General features: G+C 66.1%; 19 protein-coding genes. 10 read left to right on the plus strand and 9 right to left on the minus strand.

Features of this window, described 5'->3' with window-relative positions; genetic code table 11:
* Positions 1-148: 148 nt before the first annotated feature.
* The 3 genes from ACWPKK_RS20415 to ACWPKK_RS20425 all read right to left on the minus strand — a co-directional run bounded on the left by ACWPKK_RS20415 (position 149) and on the right by ACWPKK_RS20425 (position 1,750).
* Positions 149-325, minus strand: coding sequence for a hypothetical protein (locus ACWPKK_RS20415; RefSeq protein WP_452007687.1), 177 nt, complete (start codon positions 323-325; stop codon positions 149-151).
* Positions 326-427: 102 nt separating this feature from the next.
* On the minus strand, positions 428-646 hold the full coding sequence (locus ACWPKK_RS20420) for a hypothetical protein (protein ID WP_452007689.1): 219 nt from the start codon (positions 644-646) through the stop codon (positions 428-430).
* A 318-nt stretch (positions 647-964) separates the two neighbouring features.
* On the minus strand, positions 965-1,750 hold the full coding sequence (locus tag ACWPKK_RS20425; protein ID WP_452008251.1) for an IclR family transcriptional regulator: 786 nt from the start codon (positions 1,748-1,750) through the stop codon (positions 965-967).
* Positions 1,751-1,893: 143 nt separating this feature from the next.
* Here ACWPKK_RS20425 and ACWPKK_RS20430 point away from each other — a divergent pair, with 143 nt between their 5' ends.
* The 8 genes from ACWPKK_RS20430 (at position 1,894) to ACWPKK_RS20465 (ending at position 10,973) form a co-directional block, all read left to right on the plus strand.
* Complete coding sequence (locus tag ACWPKK_RS20430; RefSeq protein WP_452007691.1) at positions 1,894-3,468, plus strand: ABC transporter substrate-binding protein; 1,575 nt, start codon at positions 1,894-1,896, stop codon at positions 3,466-3,468.
* 205 nt (positions 3,469-3,673) lie between these two features.
* On the plus strand, positions 3,674-4,615 hold the full coding sequence (locus ACWPKK_RS20435; RefSeq protein ID WP_452007693.1) for an ABC transporter permease: 942 nt from the start codon (positions 3,674-3,676) through the stop codon (positions 4,613-4,615).
* Between the two features lie 14 nt (positions 4,616-4,629).
* On the plus strand, positions 4,630-5,538 hold the full coding sequence (locus ACWPKK_RS20440; RefSeq protein ID WP_452007695.1) for an ABC transporter permease: 909 nt from the start codon (positions 4,630-4,632) through the stop codon (positions 5,536-5,538).
* A 1-nt stretch (position 5,539) separates the two neighbouring features.
* Complete coding sequence (locus ACWPKK_RS20445) at positions 5,540-7,144, plus strand: N-acyl-D-amino-acid deacylase family protein (protein WP_452007697.1); 1,605 nt, start codon at positions 5,540-5,542, stop codon at positions 7,142-7,144.
* A 38-nt stretch (positions 7,145-7,182) separates the two neighbouring features.
* Positions 7,183-7,569, plus strand: coding sequence for a RidA family protein (locus tag ACWPKK_RS20450; RefSeq protein WP_452007699.1), 387 nt, complete (start codon positions 7,183-7,185; stop codon positions 7,567-7,569).
* 81 nt (positions 7,570-7,650) lie between these two features.
* Entirely contained in the window at positions 7,651-8,709 is a 1,059-nt protein-coding gene (locus ACWPKK_RS20455; protein WP_452007701.1) for an alanine racemase, read from the plus strand.
* Between the two features lie 246 nt (positions 8,710-8,955).
* Positions 8,956-9,960: an ABC transporter ATP-binding protein gene (locus ACWPKK_RS20460; protein WP_324869140.1), complete on the plus strand. Its 1,005-nt coding sequence runs from the start codon at positions 8,956-8,958 to the stop codon at positions 9,958-9,960.
* A 26-nt stretch (positions 9,961-9,986) separates the two neighbouring features.
* Positions 9,987-10,973 (plus strand): ABC transporter ATP-binding protein, encoded by a 987-nt coding sequence (locus ACWPKK_RS20465; RefSeq protein ID WP_452007704.1) that lies wholly within the window; start codon positions 9,987-9,989, stop codon positions 10,971-10,973.
* Positions 10,974-11,160: 187 nt separating this feature from the next.
* Here ACWPKK_RS20465 and ACWPKK_RS20470 read toward each other — a convergent pair whose 3' ends face one another.
* Entirely contained in the window at positions 11,161-12,045 is an 885-nt protein-coding gene (locus ACWPKK_RS20470) for a hypothetical protein (RefSeq protein WP_452007705.1), read from the minus strand.
* A gap of 262 nt (positions 12,046-12,307) precedes the next feature.
* Positions 12,308-12,676: a DUF427 domain-containing protein gene (locus ACWPKK_RS20475; protein ID WP_452007707.1), complete on the minus strand. Its 369-nt coding sequence runs from the start codon at positions 12,674-12,676 to the stop codon at positions 12,308-12,310.
* A 234-nt stretch (positions 12,677-12,910) separates the two neighbouring features.
* Between ACWPKK_RS20475 and ACWPKK_RS20480 the strand changes: the two genes are divergently transcribed.
* Complete coding sequence (locus tag ACWPKK_RS20480) at positions 12,911-13,543, plus strand: 3'-5' exonuclease (RefSeq protein ID WP_452007709.1); 633 nt, start codon at positions 12,911-12,913, stop codon at positions 13,541-13,543.
* Positions 13,544-13,725: 182 nt separating this feature from the next.
* On the opposite strand, the gene ACWPKK_RS20485 is transcribed toward ACWPKK_RS20480, so the two are convergent.
* A complete protein-coding gene (locus tag ACWPKK_RS20485) occupies positions 13,726-14,205 on the minus strand; it encodes a VOC family protein (RefSeq protein ID WP_452007711.1) in 480 nt (159 codons plus the stop codon).
* Positions 14,206-14,506: 301 nt separating this feature from the next.
* On the opposite strand from ACWPKK_RS20485, the gene ACWPKK_RS20490 reads away from it, so the two are divergent.
* The gene (locus tag ACWPKK_RS20490; protein WP_452007713.1) at positions 14,507-14,932 is read left to right on the plus strand and encodes a VOC family protein; all 426 of its coding nucleotides are present in this window, start codon (positions 14,507-14,509) and stop codon (positions 14,930-14,932) included.
* 36 nt (positions 14,933-14,968) lie between these two features.
* On the opposite strand, the gene ACWPKK_RS20495 is transcribed toward ACWPKK_RS20490, so the two are convergent.
* The 3 genes from ACWPKK_RS20495 to ACWPKK_RS20505 all read right to left on the minus strand — a co-directional run bounded on the left by ACWPKK_RS20495 (position 14,969) and on the right by ACWPKK_RS20505 (position 17,635).
* The gene (locus ACWPKK_RS20495) at positions 14,969-15,406 is read right to left on the minus strand and encodes a CopD family protein (protein WP_452007715.1); all 438 of its coding nucleotides are present in this window, start codon (positions 15,404-15,406) and stop codon (positions 14,969-14,971) included.
* Positions 15,407-15,436: 30 nt separating this feature from the next.
* A complete protein-coding gene (locus tag ACWPKK_RS20500) occupies positions 15,437-16,387 on the minus strand; it encodes a zinc-dependent alcohol dehydrogenase family protein (protein WP_452007717.1) in 951 nt (316 codons plus the stop codon).
* A gap of 288 nt (positions 16,388-16,675) precedes the next feature.
* A complete protein-coding gene (locus ACWPKK_RS20505) occupies positions 16,676-17,635 on the minus strand; it encodes an isoaspartyl peptidase/L-asparaginase family protein (protein WP_452007719.1) in 960 nt (319 codons plus the stop codon).
* Positions 17,636-17,642: the final 7 nt, after the last annotated feature.

Genomic DNA, 17,642 nt, shown 5'->3' on the forward strand with positions numbered 1-17,642 from the left:
GACGGCCAAGTAAGCTCTCCAGTCCCAATGCTTAGCCACAGTCGATGGACCTGTGTTGCGCATATGGATTCGGGCCGGCAAGCTTTCGGAATCCTCCGGCTTCCAGCCCGATCGGCAGAATGGGTGCTGTGGGGAAATGCCGGCGGCGTCAGCCGGGCTGGCGATCCTCGTCCGGTTTGCCGCCTTCGCCGGTCCAGTCGTCGGTCAGATAGTCCTGGGAGCGGCTGATCTCCTCGACCTCCGCGCGGGAGGGAGGTTTCGGCACCTGGTCCTGACCGGACTTGCGGTCGTCATTGTCGTCGGAGCCTTCAGGCTTGCGGGGCATCGGTTCCTCCTGGATCGCCGGGGACTTCCCAGCAAACAGGAACTGGCCTGCAAGATCACGAAACGGAGGAGCGGTTGAAGGAAACCCGCTCCCCCGGCCACATCAGTTGGTGGCGTCGGCCACCGTCACCGGCATGGTCCGCACCATTTCCAGGGCGACAGCGGCACGGACTTCGTCGGCGGCCAGGACGGCGGGCGTGTTCACGTTGGCGATGCCGGCGACGGCCGCGAACAGCAGGGCGCCGATGACGAAGCGGACGATGGCGAACTTGGCGGCATATTCGGCGTTGGCGGCAGCGAATTGGGCTTCATACGAGGTCATGATGATCTTCCTTCAATGTCGGTTTGGATTTCCGGCGGCCGATGCAGCGGCCTGTTGAGGAAGATATTGGCACAATCACGCCGCCGCAAAAGCGGAGACATCACATCCCTGCACTCGTCATTTCGCATTGCAGCATAGCGCTGTGAAAGACGTCATACGGAGTTTTTCTTGTGGTCTCCGCGTCGTTCGCAGCGCTCTACAGGGCTTTATGGGGGATTTCGCAGCGCTATTACTGGCTGCCGTCTGTTCAGATTAAAGACATGTGGGTTGGGTTGTGTCAATGGCAACGGCCGATGCGCCGAATTGGCGCAACCGCCGTCAGCGCCCCGGCGACAGCCGCTCGGCACTGGCCTTCAGCGTATCGATCATCGCCTGCTGCGCCTCTTCCGTCGTGTCGGCCGGGACGACGAAGCAGATGGTGGCGATGCAGCGGCCGGCCGGATCACGGACCGGGGCGGCAAGGCAGGTGGTGAAACGGTCGACCAGCGCCGTGGTACGGACATAGCCCTGGGTGCGGGCACGACGAATGTCCTCCAGGAACTCGTCCTCGGCGATGCGGCGGCCGTCGGGAAGGATGAAGTCTTCGGGCGGAATGAAGCGGAGGATTTCGTCGGCGGCCACGTGATCGACCAGCAACCGGCCGGACGCCGTCCAGGGGATCGGCACCTTGATCCCGATCTCGGAGCTGATGCGGAACATGCGCCGGCCCGGCTCATTCAGCACGACCAGATACTTGTCGCCTTCCAGCGTACAGAACTGCGCCGTCTCCCCCACCGTCTCGGCGATGTGGGCGACCTCCACCCGCGCCTTGCGGATCAGGTCGACGCTGTCGAGGTAATCGCTGCCGTAGTAATGCATCGCCGGCCCGAAATAGACCGTGCCCTCGCCGTCGCGCAGTTCCAGCCAGCGCGCCTCGACCAGCGTGTTGACCAGTTCGTACATGGTGGAGCGCGGGGTGCCGGTATCCCGGGCGATGTCGGCGATGCGCGTGGGAGCGCGCCGGTCGTGCAGATGCTCCATCAGCGCGATGACGCGGTCGATGCCGCGGGCGCGGCCCGTCGTCTTCTCGGAAATCTGCTTCTCCGCCAGACCGTCGCCCGTCATCTGATCCACGCTCCCTCTTGCCGCACTATCGCTTAGCACGCGGATTTTCGGCTTGCCAGCGATGTTTGTCCGATATACCGTTCTCTTGTCTGGAATACAAGACCGATGTCCGATATTTCGGACAAACGGTCGGGGAGGCAGAAATGACAGGGATCACGCGACGTCTGTTCAACACCGCCCTCGGCACGACGCTGGCCGCCGGCGGGCTTTCCTCTGGAATCCTGGGAACCTGGACCACGCCGGCGCAGGCCCAGCAGGGCGGCGCCTCGGTCGTCACGGTCGCCACCATCGGCGAGCCGCCGACGCTGGACCCGGTCGGCACCACGTCCGACCTCGTCAGCATCATCACCCAGCACATGTTCGAGACGCTGTTCACCTTCGACGGCGACTGGAAGCTCGCCCCGCTGGTGGCGTCGGCCCTGCCGCAGGTGTCGGCGGACGGCAAGACCTACACCATCCCCCTGCGCAGCGGCGTCACCTTCCATGACGGCAGCACCGTCACGGCCGACGACGTGGTCGCCTCGCTCGACCATTGGACCAAGGCCTCGCCGCGCGGCAAGACCGTCGCCCCGCTGGTGGAAAGCATCAGCGCCAAGGGTGCGGACGCCGTCGTCATCGCGCTGAAGGAGCCCTTCGCGCCGCTGACCGCGCTGCTGGCGATGAACAACGGCGCCGCCGCCATCGTGCCGAAATCGGCGATCGACGGGCCGGGCGCGCTGAAGTCGCTGATCGGCACCGGTCCGTACAAGCTGCTGGAGCACAAGCCCGACCAGTATATCCGGCTGGTGCGCCACGACGGCTACGCCTCTCCCGCCGGCACGCCCAGCGGCTATGCCGGCAGCCGCAAGGCCGCCATCGGCGAGGTGCGCTTCGTCCCGGTGCCGAACGCCGCGACCCGGGTGTCGGGCGTGCTGGCCGGCCAGTACCAGTTCGCCGACAGCCTGCCGGCGGAAACCCTGCCGCGCATCAAGGACGCCGCCGGCGTCAAGCCGGTGATCGTCAAGCCCTTCGGCTTCCCGCTGATGATCATGAACACCAAGACCGGCGTGATGGCGAACCCGAAGCTGCGCCAGGCGGTTCTGGCGGCGCTGGAGCCGAACGACATGCTGCTGGCCGGCCTCGGCGATCCCGCCTTCGTCCAGGCGGAGGGGTCGATCTACGCCCAGGGCACGCCCTATTTCGATGCGGCCAGCGCCAAGCCCTACAGCGACCATGCCGCGGGCAAGGCGGCGGACCTGCTGAAGGCCGCCGGCTACAAGGGCGAGCCGATCCGCATCATGACCTCGGTCCAGTACGAGTTCCTGTACAAGATGAGCATGGTGGCGCAGGCCCAGCTCGAAATGGCCGGCTTCAAGGTCGATCTGCAGGTGCTGGACTGGGCGACCCTGCTGCAGCGCCGCGGCGACGACAAGGGGTGGGATGCCTTCTTCACCTATCACACCTTCGTGCCGGAACCGTCGCTGATCACGGTGCTGAACCCCAGCTATCCCGGCTGGTGGGACAGCCCCGCCAAGCGCGAGGCGCTTGCCGCCTTCAACCGCGAGATGGACCCGGCGGCCCGCAAGACGAAGTGGGTGGCATTGCAGACACTGTTCTACAGCGAGGTGCCCAGCGTTAAGGTCGGCGAGTTCTACAACCTCGCCGCCAGCAGCGACAAGCTGACCGGCTACACGCCGACGCCCTGGCCCTTCTTCTGGAACACCGAACTGAAGGGCTGAGGGGGGCTGAAAGCTCCCTCTCCCGCCCCGGGAGAGGGAAGGGGCCCGCCGCGAAGCGGTGGGAAGGGTGAGGGGTGGCGCAAGGAACCATGCGCTTTCGGCTTCTTGGATTCCCCCTCACCCTCCCCGCCTTCGGCGGGTCCCCTCCCTCTCCCGGGACGGGAGAGGGCGATTGGATGTCTCCCCTCAGTCCGGGACCGCAACCATGCTCGTTTACTTCGTCCGCCGGTTCGCCGGCATGATGATCGTCATGCTGCTCGTCGCCATGGTGGTCTTCGTGATCGCCCGCGTGGTGCCGGGCGATCCCGCCGCCGTCATGCTGGGGTCTTCCGCCACGCCGGAGGACATCGCGGCGCTGCGCGGCCGGCTGGGGCTCGACGAGCCGCTGCTGACGCAGTTCCTGCTCTATCTCGGGCAGATCGTCCGCTTCGACCTTGGCGAGTCCATCTTCCTCAACCGTCCGGTGGCGCAGGCGCTGGCCGAACGGTCGGAGCTGACGGCGCTGCTGACGATGATGTCGGTGGGGATCGCCATGCTGATCGGCGTGCCCATCGGCATCCTGTCGGCGGCCAAGCGCGGTGGGCTGATCGACCAGACCGCGGTCGGGCTGGCCATGCTGGCGGCGAGCATTCCCAGCTTCTGGATCGGGCTGACGCTCATCAAGTATCTGGCGGTCGACCATGCCTGGTTCCCGGTCGCCGGCTATGGCCCGCCCGAAGCCGACCTGATGGAGCGGATGCGCCATCTGGTGCTGCCGGCCATCGCGCTCGGCATTCCGAACTCGGCGCTGATCCTGCGCTTCACCCGCACCAGCATGCTGGACGTGATGAGCAACGATTACGTCCGCACCGCGCGGGCCAAGGGGTTGCCGCCGCTGGTCGTCGTGCTGAAGCATGCGTTGCGCAACGCGATGATCCCGATCCTGACGGTGATCGGCTTGACCACCGCGGTGATGATCGCCGGCGCCATCGTGACGGAAACCGTGTTCGGCCTGCCCGGCGTCGGCAACCTGATCGTCTCGGCCGTGCTGCGCCGCGACTATCCGGTGATCCAGGGCGCCCTGCTGGTGGTGTCCGCCATCTATGTGCTGATCAACCTGACGGTCGACCTGCTCTATGCCGTGGTCGATCCGCGGGTCCGTTATTGAGAGGGAGGGTTTCCATGGCAAGCGTCCCCGCCGGTCACGGCAGCGTCACCCTTCCCTCCTCCGCCAAGCCGCCGCGCAGCCGCTCGCCGGCAGCCCTGCTGATGCGCCAGTTGTTCCGGCGCAGGCTGGTGGTGCTGTCCTTCCTGATCATGGCAGCGATCCTGGCGGTGGCATTGCTGGCGCCGTGGATCACCCCCTTCAACCCGATGAAGATGGACATCCTCGGCCGGCTGAAAGCGCCATCCGCCGCCCACTGGTTCGGCACTGACGAATATGGCCGCGACGTGCTGTCCCGCGTGATGCTGGGCGCCCGGCTGTCGCTGCTGGTCGGGCTGCTGGTGGTGGTGGTGGCGACGCTGATGGGTACGCTGCTGGGGCTCGCCGCCGGCTATATCCGGCCGCTGGACGGCGTGCTAATGCGGCTGACCGACGCGCTGATGGCCTTTCCCGACATCCTGCTGGCCATCGCCTTCATGGCGGCGCTGGGGCCGTCGCTCTACAACGTCGTGCTGGCGCTCGGCATCGTCTACACCCCGCGCGTCGCCCGCGTGGTGCGTGCCGCTTGCCTCGTGGTCCGCGAGATGCCGTTCATCGAGGCGGCGACGGCGCTCGGCGCCTCCACGCCGCGCATCGTCTTCCTGCACATCCTGCCCAACCTGATCTCGCCGATCCTGGTGCAGGCCACCTTCATCTTCGCCTACGCGATCCTGACGGAGGCGGCGCTGTCCTTCCTCGGCGTCGGGGTGCCGCCGACCACCCCGACCTGGGGCAACATGATCGCCGGCGCCCAGCAGTATTTCCAGCAGGCCGACTGGCTGATCCTGTTCCCCGGCTGCGCCATCGTCCTGACCGTTCTGTCGTTGCAGATCGTCGGCGACGGGCTGCGCGACGCGCTCGACCCCCGGCTCCAGAAGGCGAAATGAGATGAGTGCCACTTTCCTCATCAAGAGCGCCCGCGTCATCGACGGCACCGGCGCCCCCTGGTTTCCGGCGGATGTGCTGGTGGAGCGCGGACGCATCGCCGCGGTCGGCCCGATGCTGGACGCGCCGCACGCCGAAAAGCTGGAGGCGCAGGGCCGCTTCCTCGCCCCCGGCTTCATCGACGCCCATTGCCACGACGACCTGATCCAGTTGCGCCAGCCCGGCCGGCCGGAAAAGGTGGCACAGGGCGTCACCACCGTGGTGGTCGGCAACTGCTCTTTCGGGCTGTACCCGCAGAACACGGACAGCAGCGCCCCCCTGCGCGAGCATTTCGGCAATCTTCTGGGCACGGTGTCCGATCAGGAGACCTTCGCCGATTTCGCCGGCTACCGCGCGGCACTCGACGGGCGCGGCACCGCCATCAACCTCGTCTCGCTGGTCGGTCACGCCGCGCTGCGCCTCGCCGTCATGGGCTGGCAGAACCGCGCCGCCACGGCCACAGAGCGCGAAGCGATGGCAGCCCTGCTGGCCGAGCAGCTTCGCCAGGGCGCGCATGGCCTGTCGCTCGGCCTCGTCTATCCGCCGAGCGCCTGGGCAGACCGGGCGGAACTGGTGCGGCTGGCGGAGGTGGTGGCCGAGCATGGCGCGCTGCTGACCGCCCATGTCCGCTCCTATGAAGGCGGGCTGATCGCCTCGGTGGACGAGTTCCTCGACCTGCTGAAAGCCGGCGGGGCGAGCGGCCTGCTCTCCCATCTGCAAGCCGCCGGGAGGCCTTATTGGGGCAGCCTGCCACGGGCGGTGGAGCGGCTGGAGATCGCGCGGCACGACGGCACCGACGTCAGCTTCGACATGTACCCCTACCCGGCCGGTTCCAGCACCATCCTGCAGCTTCTGCCCCCCTCGGCCCTGGCCGGCGGGGTGGAGGGGCTGCTGGCGCGCATGGCCGATCCCGACGGTCTGGCGGCCCTGCGCCGCGCCGTGGAAGACGGCGAGGCGCCGCTTGACGCCGGCTGGGAATCCAAGATCCGCCTGATCGGCTGGGAGAATGTCCGCATCGGCGGCGTCTCGGCGGAGGATCTGCGCGATCTTGAGGGGATGTCGCTGGCGGAAATCGCCGAGACGCGGTGGGAGCAGCCCTTCGACACGCTGGTCCGGCTGATCGCCATCGACCGCGGCCGGACCAACATCGTCATGTTCCAGCTGGACGAAGCCGATCTGGAAACCGCGCTGTCGCACCCGCTGCACATGCTGGGGTCCGACGGCTTGCCGCGCGAGACCGGCAAGCCGCACCCCCGCGCCTTCGGCAGCTTCCCGCGCTATCTCGCCTGCGCGATCAAGGGCGAGGGGCGGCTGGGGCTGGAGGATGCCGTGCGCCACATGACCGCCGTCCCGGCCCAGCGTTTCGGCCTGTCCGACCGCGGGCTGATCCGGCCGGGCATGGCGGCCGACCTGACCCTGTTCACCGCCGACGTGGCGGACCGCGCGACCTTCCAGGATCCGACGCGCCCGCCCCACGGCATCACCGACGTGCTCGTCGCCGGACAGTTCGTCCTGCGCGACGGCGGGCACACCGGCGCGCGTCCGGGCAAGGCCCTGGCCCGCGCCTGATCCATCAAGAACATATTTGCAAAACCTGTGAGGACCGAATGACCAACCGCAAGCCGATCTTCGCCGAAAAGGGTGCGAAGCCCGCCGGCCAGTACAGCCACGCGATCGTCGCGAACGGCTTCGTCTATGTGTCGGGCCAGGGGCCGCACCATCCGGAGACCGGCGCGCTGCCCGAGGATTTCGCCGGCGAGGTGCGCCAGACCCTGCGCAACCTGGAGATCATCCTGAAGGCCGCCGGCACCGACCTTGCCCATGTGGTGAAGGTCAACAGCTACCTCAGCGACCTCGGCCGCTTCCAGGAATACAACGCGCTCTATTCGGAGTTCTTCCCGACCGAGCCGCCGGCCCGCACCACCATCGGCTGCCAGCTGAACAACATCCAGGTCGAAATCGACTGCATCGCAGTCCTGCCGTCTGCAGCGTAACATCTTTTGTGCATGGCCGATCCCGCCGGCTTTACCGGCGGGATCGGCCCCTTCCCTCATTTCGCGTTCCGGAGCGGTCCCATGCGCGTCGACGATCTCGACACCCCCGTCCCCGTCATCGACCTCGACCGGGTCGAGCATAACCTGACCAAGATGCAGGCCTATTGCGACCGGCACGGGTTGGCGCTGCGCCCGCACATCAAGACCCACAAGCTTCCCCAATTCGCGCTCCGCCAGATCGAGCTGGGCGCCGTCGGCATCACCTGCCAGAAGATCAGCGAGGCGCTGGTGATGGCCGAGGCCGGCTGTGCCGACATCCTGCTGACCTACCCCATCGTCGGCGCCGCCAAGGTGAAGCCGCTGGCCGAGCTGGCCGGCAAGACCAGGCTGACGGTGGCGCTCGACAACGCCGTCGCGCTCGACACCGTGGCCGCCGCCGCGGCCGAGGCCGGCGTCGAGATCGGCATCCTGGTGGAGTTCGACAGCGGCGACGGCCGCTGCGGCGTGCAGACCCCGGCGGAGGTGCTGGAGTTGGCCCGCCGCGCCGCCGGCAATGGACTGACCCGCTTCCGCGGCCTGATGACCTACCCGCGCGGCCCCCGCACCGTGCCCTTCGTCGCCGAGACGCGCGCGTTGCTGGAGAATGCCGGCATTCCCGTGACCACCGTGTCGGTCGGCGGCACCCCCGGCTGCTGGGACACCCACGAGCTTCCCGGCGTGACCGAGCTGCGCGTCGGCACCTACATCTATCACGACCGCGCCACCGTCGGCGCCGGGGTGGCGACTCTGGACGAGTGCGCCGTGCATGTCCACGCCACCGTGGTCAGCCGCCCCACCCCCGACCGCGCCGTTCTGGATTGCGGCAGCAAGACGCTGTCGAGCGACCGCGTCGCCCCGTCGGTGGGTGAGGGTTACGGCCTGATCCTCGATTACCCCGACGCGGTGATCGTCCGCGTCAACGAGGAGCATGCGGTGGTCGACCTTACCAACAGCGAGGCGAAGCCGGAGATCGGCGATCGCGTGCGCATCCTGCCCAACCATGTCTGCGTGGTGACCAACCTGCACGACCGCATGGCGATCAGCCGCAACGGCGAGGTCGCCGGCGACTGGCCGGTGCCGGCCCGCGGCTGCACCCGCTGAACCGGCGATCTGGGCAATTGCATCCAAGGCTCGTGCATAGACAAAGCCCCTCTCCCCTTGCGGGAGAGGGGTTGGGGTGAGGGGACGCAAACCTCTGTTTCCTAGGCCTGCGGCCTACTGCACCCCTCATCCCAACCCTTCTCCCGCAAGGGGAGAAGGGTATCCGAAATGGGTGAGTTCACGATTTCACTCCAAGTTCGACAAAGCTGAACCCACCCTCCGCTTCCCCTTTACCGGGATCCCGTCATGGACGCTGACCTCACGCTCGACATCCGCAACCTGCAAACCCACTTCACCGCCGATCCCGGCGTGTCGAAGGCGGTGGACGGCGTTTCCTTCGCCGTGCGCCGCAACGAGACGCTGGCCGTCGTCGGCGAATCCGGCAGCGGCAAGTCGGTGACCAGCCTGTCGGCGATGCGGCTGATCCCGTCGCCGCCGGGCATCATCGCCGGCGGCGAGATCCTGTTCCGGGGCCGCGACGGGCAGGTGCGCGACCTCGCCCGCCTCAGCGAGCGCGCCATGCGCAGCGTCCGCGGCAACGAGATCGGCATGATCTTCCAGGAGCCGATGACCTCGCTGAACCCGGTCTACACCGTCGGCGACCAGATCGGCGAGGCGTTGCGCTACCACCAGGGCCTCGACCGCCGGGCGGCGCGGGCGGAGGCGCTCGCCATGCTGAAGAAGGTCGGCATCCCGGCGGCGGAGCGGCGGCTGGACGAATATCCGCACCAGATGTCGGGCGGTATGCGCCAGCGCGTGATGATCGCCATGGCGCTGGCCTGCCGCCCCACCCTGCTGATCGCCGACGAGCCGACCACCGCGCTGGACGTGACCATCCAGGCGCAGATCCTCGACCTGATGCGGCGGCTGCAGGAGGAAACCGGCACCTCGATCCTGTTCATCACCCACAATCTGGGCGTGGTGGCGGAGGTGGCGCACCGGGTGGTGGTGATGTATGCCGGCCGCATCGTCGAGGAAGGCGATGTGCGCTCCCTGCTGAAATCGCCCAAGCACCCCTACACCCGCGGGCTTCTGGCCTGCATGCCGCATCTCGGCCAGCGCCGCGGCGACGGCGGCCGGCTGCACGCCATCCCCGGCAGCGTGCCGAGCCCGGTGAACCGCCCGGCCGGCTGCACCTTCGCCCCGCGCTGCCCGCTGGCCGAACCCGCCTGCACCGCCGCCGAACCCGTGCTGGAGCCGGTCGGCCCCGACCATTCCGCCCGCTGCCGCCGCTGGAGAGACGTGCAATGAGCACCGCTATTGGGACCGCCGAAATCATGACCGAACAGCCCCTGCTGAGCGTCCGCAATCTGGAAAAGCGCTTTCCTGTGCGTGGCGGGCTGCTGCAACGGCCGGTCGGCTGGGTGAAGGCGGTAGACGATTTGTCCTTCGACCTCAATCGCGGCGAGGTGCTGGGGCTGGTCGGTGAATCAGGCTCTGGCAAGACCACCGCCGGGCGCAGCATCCTGCGGCTGATCGAGCCGACCGGCGGCTCCATCCGCTTCAACGGGCAGGAGATCACCGGCCTGCCGACAGCAGAGATGCGGGCGCAGCGCCGCCGCATGCAGATCGTTTTCCAGGACCCCTATGCCAGCCTCGACCCGCGCCAGCGCGTGCGCGACGTGATCGGCGAGGCTCTGACGATCCACAACATCGGCACCCGCGCCGACCGCCGCGACCGCGTGGCCGCATTGCTGGAGAAGGTGGGCCTAAGCGCCGACGCCATGGACCGCTTCCCGCACGAATTCTCCGGCGGCCAGCGCCAGCGCATCGGCATCGCCCGCGCGCTGGCGGTGGAACCCGACTTCATCGTCGCGGACGAACCAGTGTCGGCGCTTGACGTCTCGGTGCAGGCGCAGGTGGTGAATTTGCTGGGCGACCTGCAGCGCGAGTTGGGGCTGGCGGTGCTGTTCATCGCCCATGATCTGGCGGTGGTGCGCTACATCAGCGACCGGGTGGCGGTGATGTATCTCGGCCGCCTGATGGAGATCGCGCCGAGCGACTCCCTCTACGAGCGCCCGCGCCACCCCTACACCATGGCCCTGCTGTCCGCCGCCCCCGACCCGGACCCCGACGCGCCGAAGACCCGCATGCTGCTGGACGGCGACGTGCCGAGCCCGATGAACCCGCCGTCCGGCTGCGTCTTCCGCACCCGCTGCCCCTTCGCGCTGCCGGCTTGTGCGGAGCCGGAGGCTAGGGCGCTGCGGGAAGTGGCGCCGGGGCATTCGGTGGCGTGCATCCGGGATGATGTGGGGGTGGGGTGAGGGTCTGTTCTGCGCCAGGAGCGGACATTCGGCAAACGGCCATCTCTTGATCCAACTGTTAGAGCGTCCAGCCGGAAGCAGACGTTTGGACTGCCGATTTGGATCTCTAGTGGAAGGGGCCGAAGTAAATTACTATTGACGGCCGCGCGTCATAACTATCGCCCTTATTTTTATTATATGTTTACCATTAATTGCTGAAAACGTCTTTGGAGAACGGTTGCCGCGCGCATAATGCGACCTGGATGTGATCTAGAACTTTATTAAGCAGATATGAACTGTCTAAAGTTTCTTCTTTTCTTCCCATCTCAACGCACACACTTTCTTTTGCTATGGTAATACCTAATGCTCCACGGATTAAATCGTGGAATACAGTAGAGCTAATTGGATTAACCGATCTGAAAGTTTGGAAATAATCAAGGTCGATATCCAAAATATATGGTCTTTCAGTGAGAGCGCCAAGGCCGGATGTCACACTCATTGTTGTCATTTCGTTAAGACAAGCTTGAAGATAAATATCCTCAATTGCCTGATTGATATGATCTATAATACATTGATCGTCATGCGGACCTCTCGGACACCCTATTGCACAAGTTTGTCCGATGACAAACATCCGGTCTTCTGGGACGGAATAGGTAAAAGGGGGTCTGGGCCGAGGATTTTGAAAAGTATACATAAAATCCATTTCGAAAAAATCTTCCTCTTCCCTCGAAAGAGTTGACGAAGATTCTCGTTGTATGGTAAATGAGTGGTTTATAATGTCTGATTTTATTGCTGCATCTATATGTTCATCATGCTTTAGCAAGCTGATTGCGTTATTAATGCTGATCGTATCATGTTTATTTAAATTTTTGCACAGCCTATCCCTTTCCGGACCTGCCTTGTCGGGATCTTGACTTACATTCCAGAAGCAGTGATTTAAAAACGCGGGATGAGTATCAGTATGGAAATCCAAGGTAATCAAATAAGGTTTTGTCGATGACACACACGACAATTCAGCCCAGGGCAGCAACGCGGTTGCGTGATCTTCAAACGAATAAACTTTCTTCCCCGCAATTTCAAGAAAAGTATACATGATATCTCCAGTTTATCTAATGCAACATTCAATAGGCATGGCTGCATACAGCGAAGTGGAAGAGCGCAACATTAACTCAAGATTGGCACTTTTACCATTGTTAGATGAAATTCCTACCGTACATTGGTTGGCTGTGCACTTGAAGGAAAAACGAAAGCTGCCTCGGCGCAGCTAACACAACGGTCCGCTTTGGGTCAGGAGCAGACGCAGCTGGCATTGCGATGAGAACCACACCGCATGTGGAGCCTTCCGCCGGATGCCGCTATGTGGCCGCGTGCTCTTCGATGCAATCGACGCGTTCCGGATAAAACGCCAAATGTTCGCGGATGGCGGCCACGGCGGGATAGGGAGTCTCGTAGGTCCAGACAGCGTTGATCGCCATTCGATCACCCACGCGCAGGCTGTAGTAAGTGGCATCGCCCTTGTAAGAGCAATGCGTTGCGTGCGCCGTGCGCTCGAAGGCCGTCATGTCGGCATCCGCCCGGGGAATATATTGGACCACGGGCAACTTCGCCTCCGTCAGCGTCAGGGCGCGTGCCGTTTCGGCAACGACCCGGCCGGCGAAGACGACACGGATCCGATTCGGGTTGGGGATGATCGTGATGGGATGCTCGGGGCCGGGAAATTTCACAGCGATACTCCTTGCTCGCCAGTGGTCGCGCCCATCATGTCTTATACTAACGACTCTAGATCCTGACCTATCAGAATCAAGAGCTTCGGTGGCATGGGCCGGCCGCTTGTGACCGTGGTGTCGCTGATCGGCGGCCGGCGCTTTCGCCATGCTACTCTGGACGGTGTGACAGAGCGTTGTCCTTGTTTCACATCCGTGCCACAGGTGGCTCCACCAATGAAAGATTGGATCTCAATGAGCATGCAGCCATGGGAAGGACGTGACCGGCTGGTCGCGATCGACATCGAGACGACCGGACGACGCCTGCCGAGCCTCCAGGACATCCGTAAGGCGCCCAAGGGCCTGCGTCAGCCCGGCATCATCATCGAAATCGGGTGTCTTGAGATCATCCGAGAGGGCGAAGCCTGGAGGAAAGTGCGCAGCTGGGAGACGCGGGTCAACCCCGACGCCCCTCTCCATCCCGACGCCATCAAGGTGCACGGCATCAAGCCCGCCGACCTGAAGGCGGCGCCCCGCTTCCCCGAGGTGGCCGACGCGCTTCTCGCCTTTCTGGGCGAGGATCTTCTGGTGGCGCATGCCTATGAGAATGAGATGGACTTCCTGAACTACGAGTTCGCGCGCTGCGGACGCGCCGCATGGGGTGCCGACACGTTCTCGGCGGACCGGTTCATCTGTACCAAGGAGATGTCGCACGCGGTCTTCCCCGGTGCTTCCGGCTCGCTCGATGCGCTGTGTGATCGGCTTTGGCTCGACCGGAGTGATCGCTTCGCCCACCATGGCGCGCTGCTCGACGCAGACCTGACGGCTGACGCCTTCGTCAAAATGGCGTTGGGAGATACCGGCCCGCGCGACGCCGTTTATGAGTGAGGCACAGCGCCGGGCATTCGGAAATCGTGCCGCGCCCCTGACTGGCGGAAGGCATCAGGGTCACGTATAGGGCCAGCTTGCGCTGAACGGCACTGGCTGCTCTGGCGCAAAGCGGTCGAAAATGATGGTCCGCTTTGGGTCACCAGCCGACACACCTCCTCCACATTCCCTCCCAATTTCCCTCACCCCCTACGCGCCGCCTCAATCGCCGCCACGTCGATCTTCGTCATCCCCATCATCGCCTCGAACGCCCGCTTGGCCTCCTCTCCACCCGCCGCCAACGCATCGGTCAGCACGCGCGGCGTAATCTGCCAGGAGATCCCCCAGCGGTCCTTGCACCAGCCGCAGGCGCTCTCCTGGCCGCCGTTGCCGACGATGGCGGTCCAATAGCGGTCGGTCTCCTCCTGGTCGTCGGTGGCGATCTGGAACGAGAAGGCCTCGCTGTGGGTGAAGGCCGGGCCGCCGTTCAGGCCGAGGCAGGGGATGCCGGCGACGGTGAACTCGACCGTCAGAACGTCGCCCGCCTTGCCGGACGGGTAGTCGGCGGGGGCGCGGTGGACGGCGTGCACGGCGCTGTCGGGGAAGGTCGCGGCGTAGAAGCGGGCGGCGGACTCGGCGTCCTTGTCGAACCGGAGGCAGATCGTAGTCTTGGCGACGGCCATGGCTTGTCCTTTCGCGCTGAAACCGACTCCCCGGCTTGGGGCCGCGTGCTGCTCACTCAGCTTTTACCACCATACATGTCACGATGGCGATAGCCCCGGCGATGGCGGCGAAGGGCGCCGGACTTGACCGCCCCCGGCCCGGAGGATAGCGTTGGACCGTCTGAAACAGGTTAGGCTCGGGACGGTTGGCCCGGCCCCCGCCATGCGGGTCCTTCCGTTGCCAGGGTAACGACCCAACGGCAACGGCCCAAGACTATCAGGGTGCGTGCATGATGCGGGCGCCGATAGCAGGGGTATGGACATGAAGCCGAGAATTTCCGTTCTGACGCTGGGCGTCGCCGACCTCGACCGGGCGCTTGCCTTCTATCGTGACGGCCTCGGGCTGCCCAGCGACGGCATCATCGGCCGCGAGTTCGACCATGGCGCGGTCGCCTTCTTCGATCTGTCCGGCGGACTGAAGCTGGCGATCTGGGCGCAGGACGACATCTGCCACGACACCGGCTTGGCCAAAACTCCCGTCAGTTCCACCGCCGTCACCATCGGGCACAATGTCGCGCGCAAGAGCGAGGTGGACGAGGTGATGGAGGCCGCAGGACGCGCCGGCGCCGAAATCGTCAAGACCGCGCAGGACACCTTCTATGGCGGCTATGCCGGATATTTCCGGGATCCGGACGGGCATCTGTGGGAGGTCGTCTGGAACCCCCATCTGCTCCCTGCCGATGACTGACCGACCGCAGCCGAGGTCTGTCCGTTGGGCTTCGGCTCAATAGGGCTTCACCACAACCAGCGTGACGATGACGATGACCCCGGCGATCACCGCCAGAGGGGAGAAGCGCAGCAGCGGCGAGACCGGGCGGACACCCGATGCGGGGGCCGGTTCGCCCAGCCGGCGCAGCCCGGCGGCGAGCTTGCCGTGCAGGGCGGACAGGGCGATGACGATGGCGACCTTCGCCACCAGCCACGGCTCCAGGCCCCAGCCGCCCCACACCACGAGCGTGATGCCGAGAATCCAGGCGAGACCTATCGCCGGGGAGGTCACGCGGCGGTCCCAGCGGGATGCCGCGCGCAGGATGCGGGCCGGTCCCTCCTCGGCGGCGGTCGTGGCATCCAGGGCGCTGATCAGGATGGCGGCGACGGACATCCCCGCGATCCACACCGTCACCGCGGCGACGTGCAGCCCGATAAGCCAGATGTAATCCAAGGACCGTCCCTCAAGAGCCTCGCCTGACCGTCAGGCGCCCACTTGCAGGATGATCTTACCGCGACCGTGGCCGGAATCGAGCCGTTCATGCGCCTTGCCCACCTGCTCCAGCGGCAGGACGGCGTCGACGATCACCTTGGCTTGCCCGCGTTCGAACAGCGGCGCCATCTCGCGCAGGCGGGCGCCCTCGCGGGTCAGGAAGGTGCCATAGAGGGTCTGGTTCTTCACATAGAGCGCGTCGAGGTCGCCGGTCGGCGGCAGGATGGTGGCGATGCGGCCGAAGGAGCGCGTCACCTGCGTGCTCATCGGCACATTGCTGCCGGCGGTGTCGAAGGCGGCGTCCACCCCTGCCCCGCCCGCCTCGCGCAGGATCTGGTCCACCACGTCGGTGTCGCGGTAGTCGAGCGTCACGTCGGCGCCGAGATCGCGCATCGCCTCGTGGTTGGCTTTGCTGGCGGTGGCCAGCACGCGGGCGCCCGCCGCCTTGGCGAACTGGATGGCGAAGCTGCCGACGCCGCCGGCCCCGCCATGGATCAGCACCGTCTCGCCCGGCCGCACCGCCAGACGGCGGACGATGGCCTCCCATGCCGTGCCGCCGGCCAGCGGGATGCCCGCCGCCTCGACATGGGCAAGGCCGGGCGGCTTGTGCGCGACGATGGACGCGGCGGCGACGGTGTATTCGGCGTAGCTGCCGTTGGGATTGCCGAAGATCTCCGGCGTGTAGAACACTTCGTCGCCGGCCTTGAAGCCGATCACGCCGGGGCCGACCTCCTCGACCACGCCGGACACGTCATAACCCAGCACCGCCGGAAAGGGGATGCCAGCCCAACTGCCGGCCTGCCGGATCTTGGCGTCCACGGGGTTGGTACCGGATGCCACCACCCGAACCAGCAGTTCTCCCGGCCCAGCGACCGGGCGCGGCCGGTCCTGCAACTCGAACACGTCGGGACCGCCGAACCGCGAAATCACCATCGCACGCATGCCGTCATCCTCCGTCTCGGGAATTGCACCGTTGAAGCCGCAGCGTTGCAAACCGTCCCCCGCCTGTCCAGCCGGGGAAACGGGGCAGAGCCGGACGACAGCGGTCGAGAGGGGTGGGGGTGAGTCATCTTCCCGACTTGCAAAAATTCCCCCTCTCCCCCCCGGGGAGAGGGTCGGGGTGAGGGGGATGCACATGGGTGGATTCTCGAGAATCCTCGCCACGCGTCCCCCTCACCCTAACCCTCTCCCCGGGGGGGAGAGGGGACTTTCCTGGGGGAGAGGGAACCGTCAGCCGATCCGGAACTCCTCGCGGTAGATTGCGGTCATCGCCAGCCCTTCCGGCCCGATGGCGCCGCGATACATGCCGGAGCAGTTGAAGGGCAGCGCCACCCGGCCGTCGCGGTCGATGGCGACGAGACCGCCGGAACCGCCGATCACGCCCAGCTCGTCCACCACGTCGCCGGCGGCACGCTCCAGGGTCTGGCCGGCCCAGCGCATGCGGGCGTCGATCTCGTGGGCGGCGCAGCGGCGGATGAAATGCTCGCCATGGCCGGTGGCGGAGACGGCGCAGGTGATGTTGTCGGCGAAGGTGCCGGCGCCGATCACCGGGCTGTCGCCGACGCGGCCCTTGGCCTTGGCGGTCATCCCACCGGTGGAGGTGGCGGCGGCGAGGTTGCCGTCGCGGTCGCGGGCGACGGCACCGACGGTGCCGTGGCGGCGCTGGTCGTCGCCGTCATCTGCGGCGCCGGAGCGCCGGCGCTCAAGCTCGGCCTGCAGGGCGTCCCAGCGCGGCTGGGTGAAGAAATAGGGGGCTTCCTCCATCGCCAGTCCCTGGCGGCGGCAGAGATCCAGCGCGCCCTCGCCGATCAGCAGGACATGCTCGCTGTGCTCCATCACCGCGCGGGCGGCGAGGATGGGATTGCGCGGGCCGAACAGGCCGGCCACCGCACCGGCGGAGCGGTCACGGCCGTCCATGATGGCGGCGTCCATCTCCTGCACGCCCTCGGCGGTGAAGACGGCGCCGCGGCCGGCGTTGAACAGCGGCTCGTCCTCCAGCGCCATGACGGCGGCGGTGACGGCGGCGAGCGCGCTGCCGCCGTCGGCCAGCACCTCGTGCCCGGCGGCGAGCGCCCGGCGCAGGCCGGCATGGTAGCCCTCGGTCAGGATGGGCGTCAGGGCGTTGCGCTTGATGGTGCCGGCGCCGCCATGGATGGCCAGCGCGAAGGGCTGCGGTTGGGTGAAGGTCATGGTTGCG

It is taken from the genome of Azospirillum largimobile, assembly GCF_977007025.2.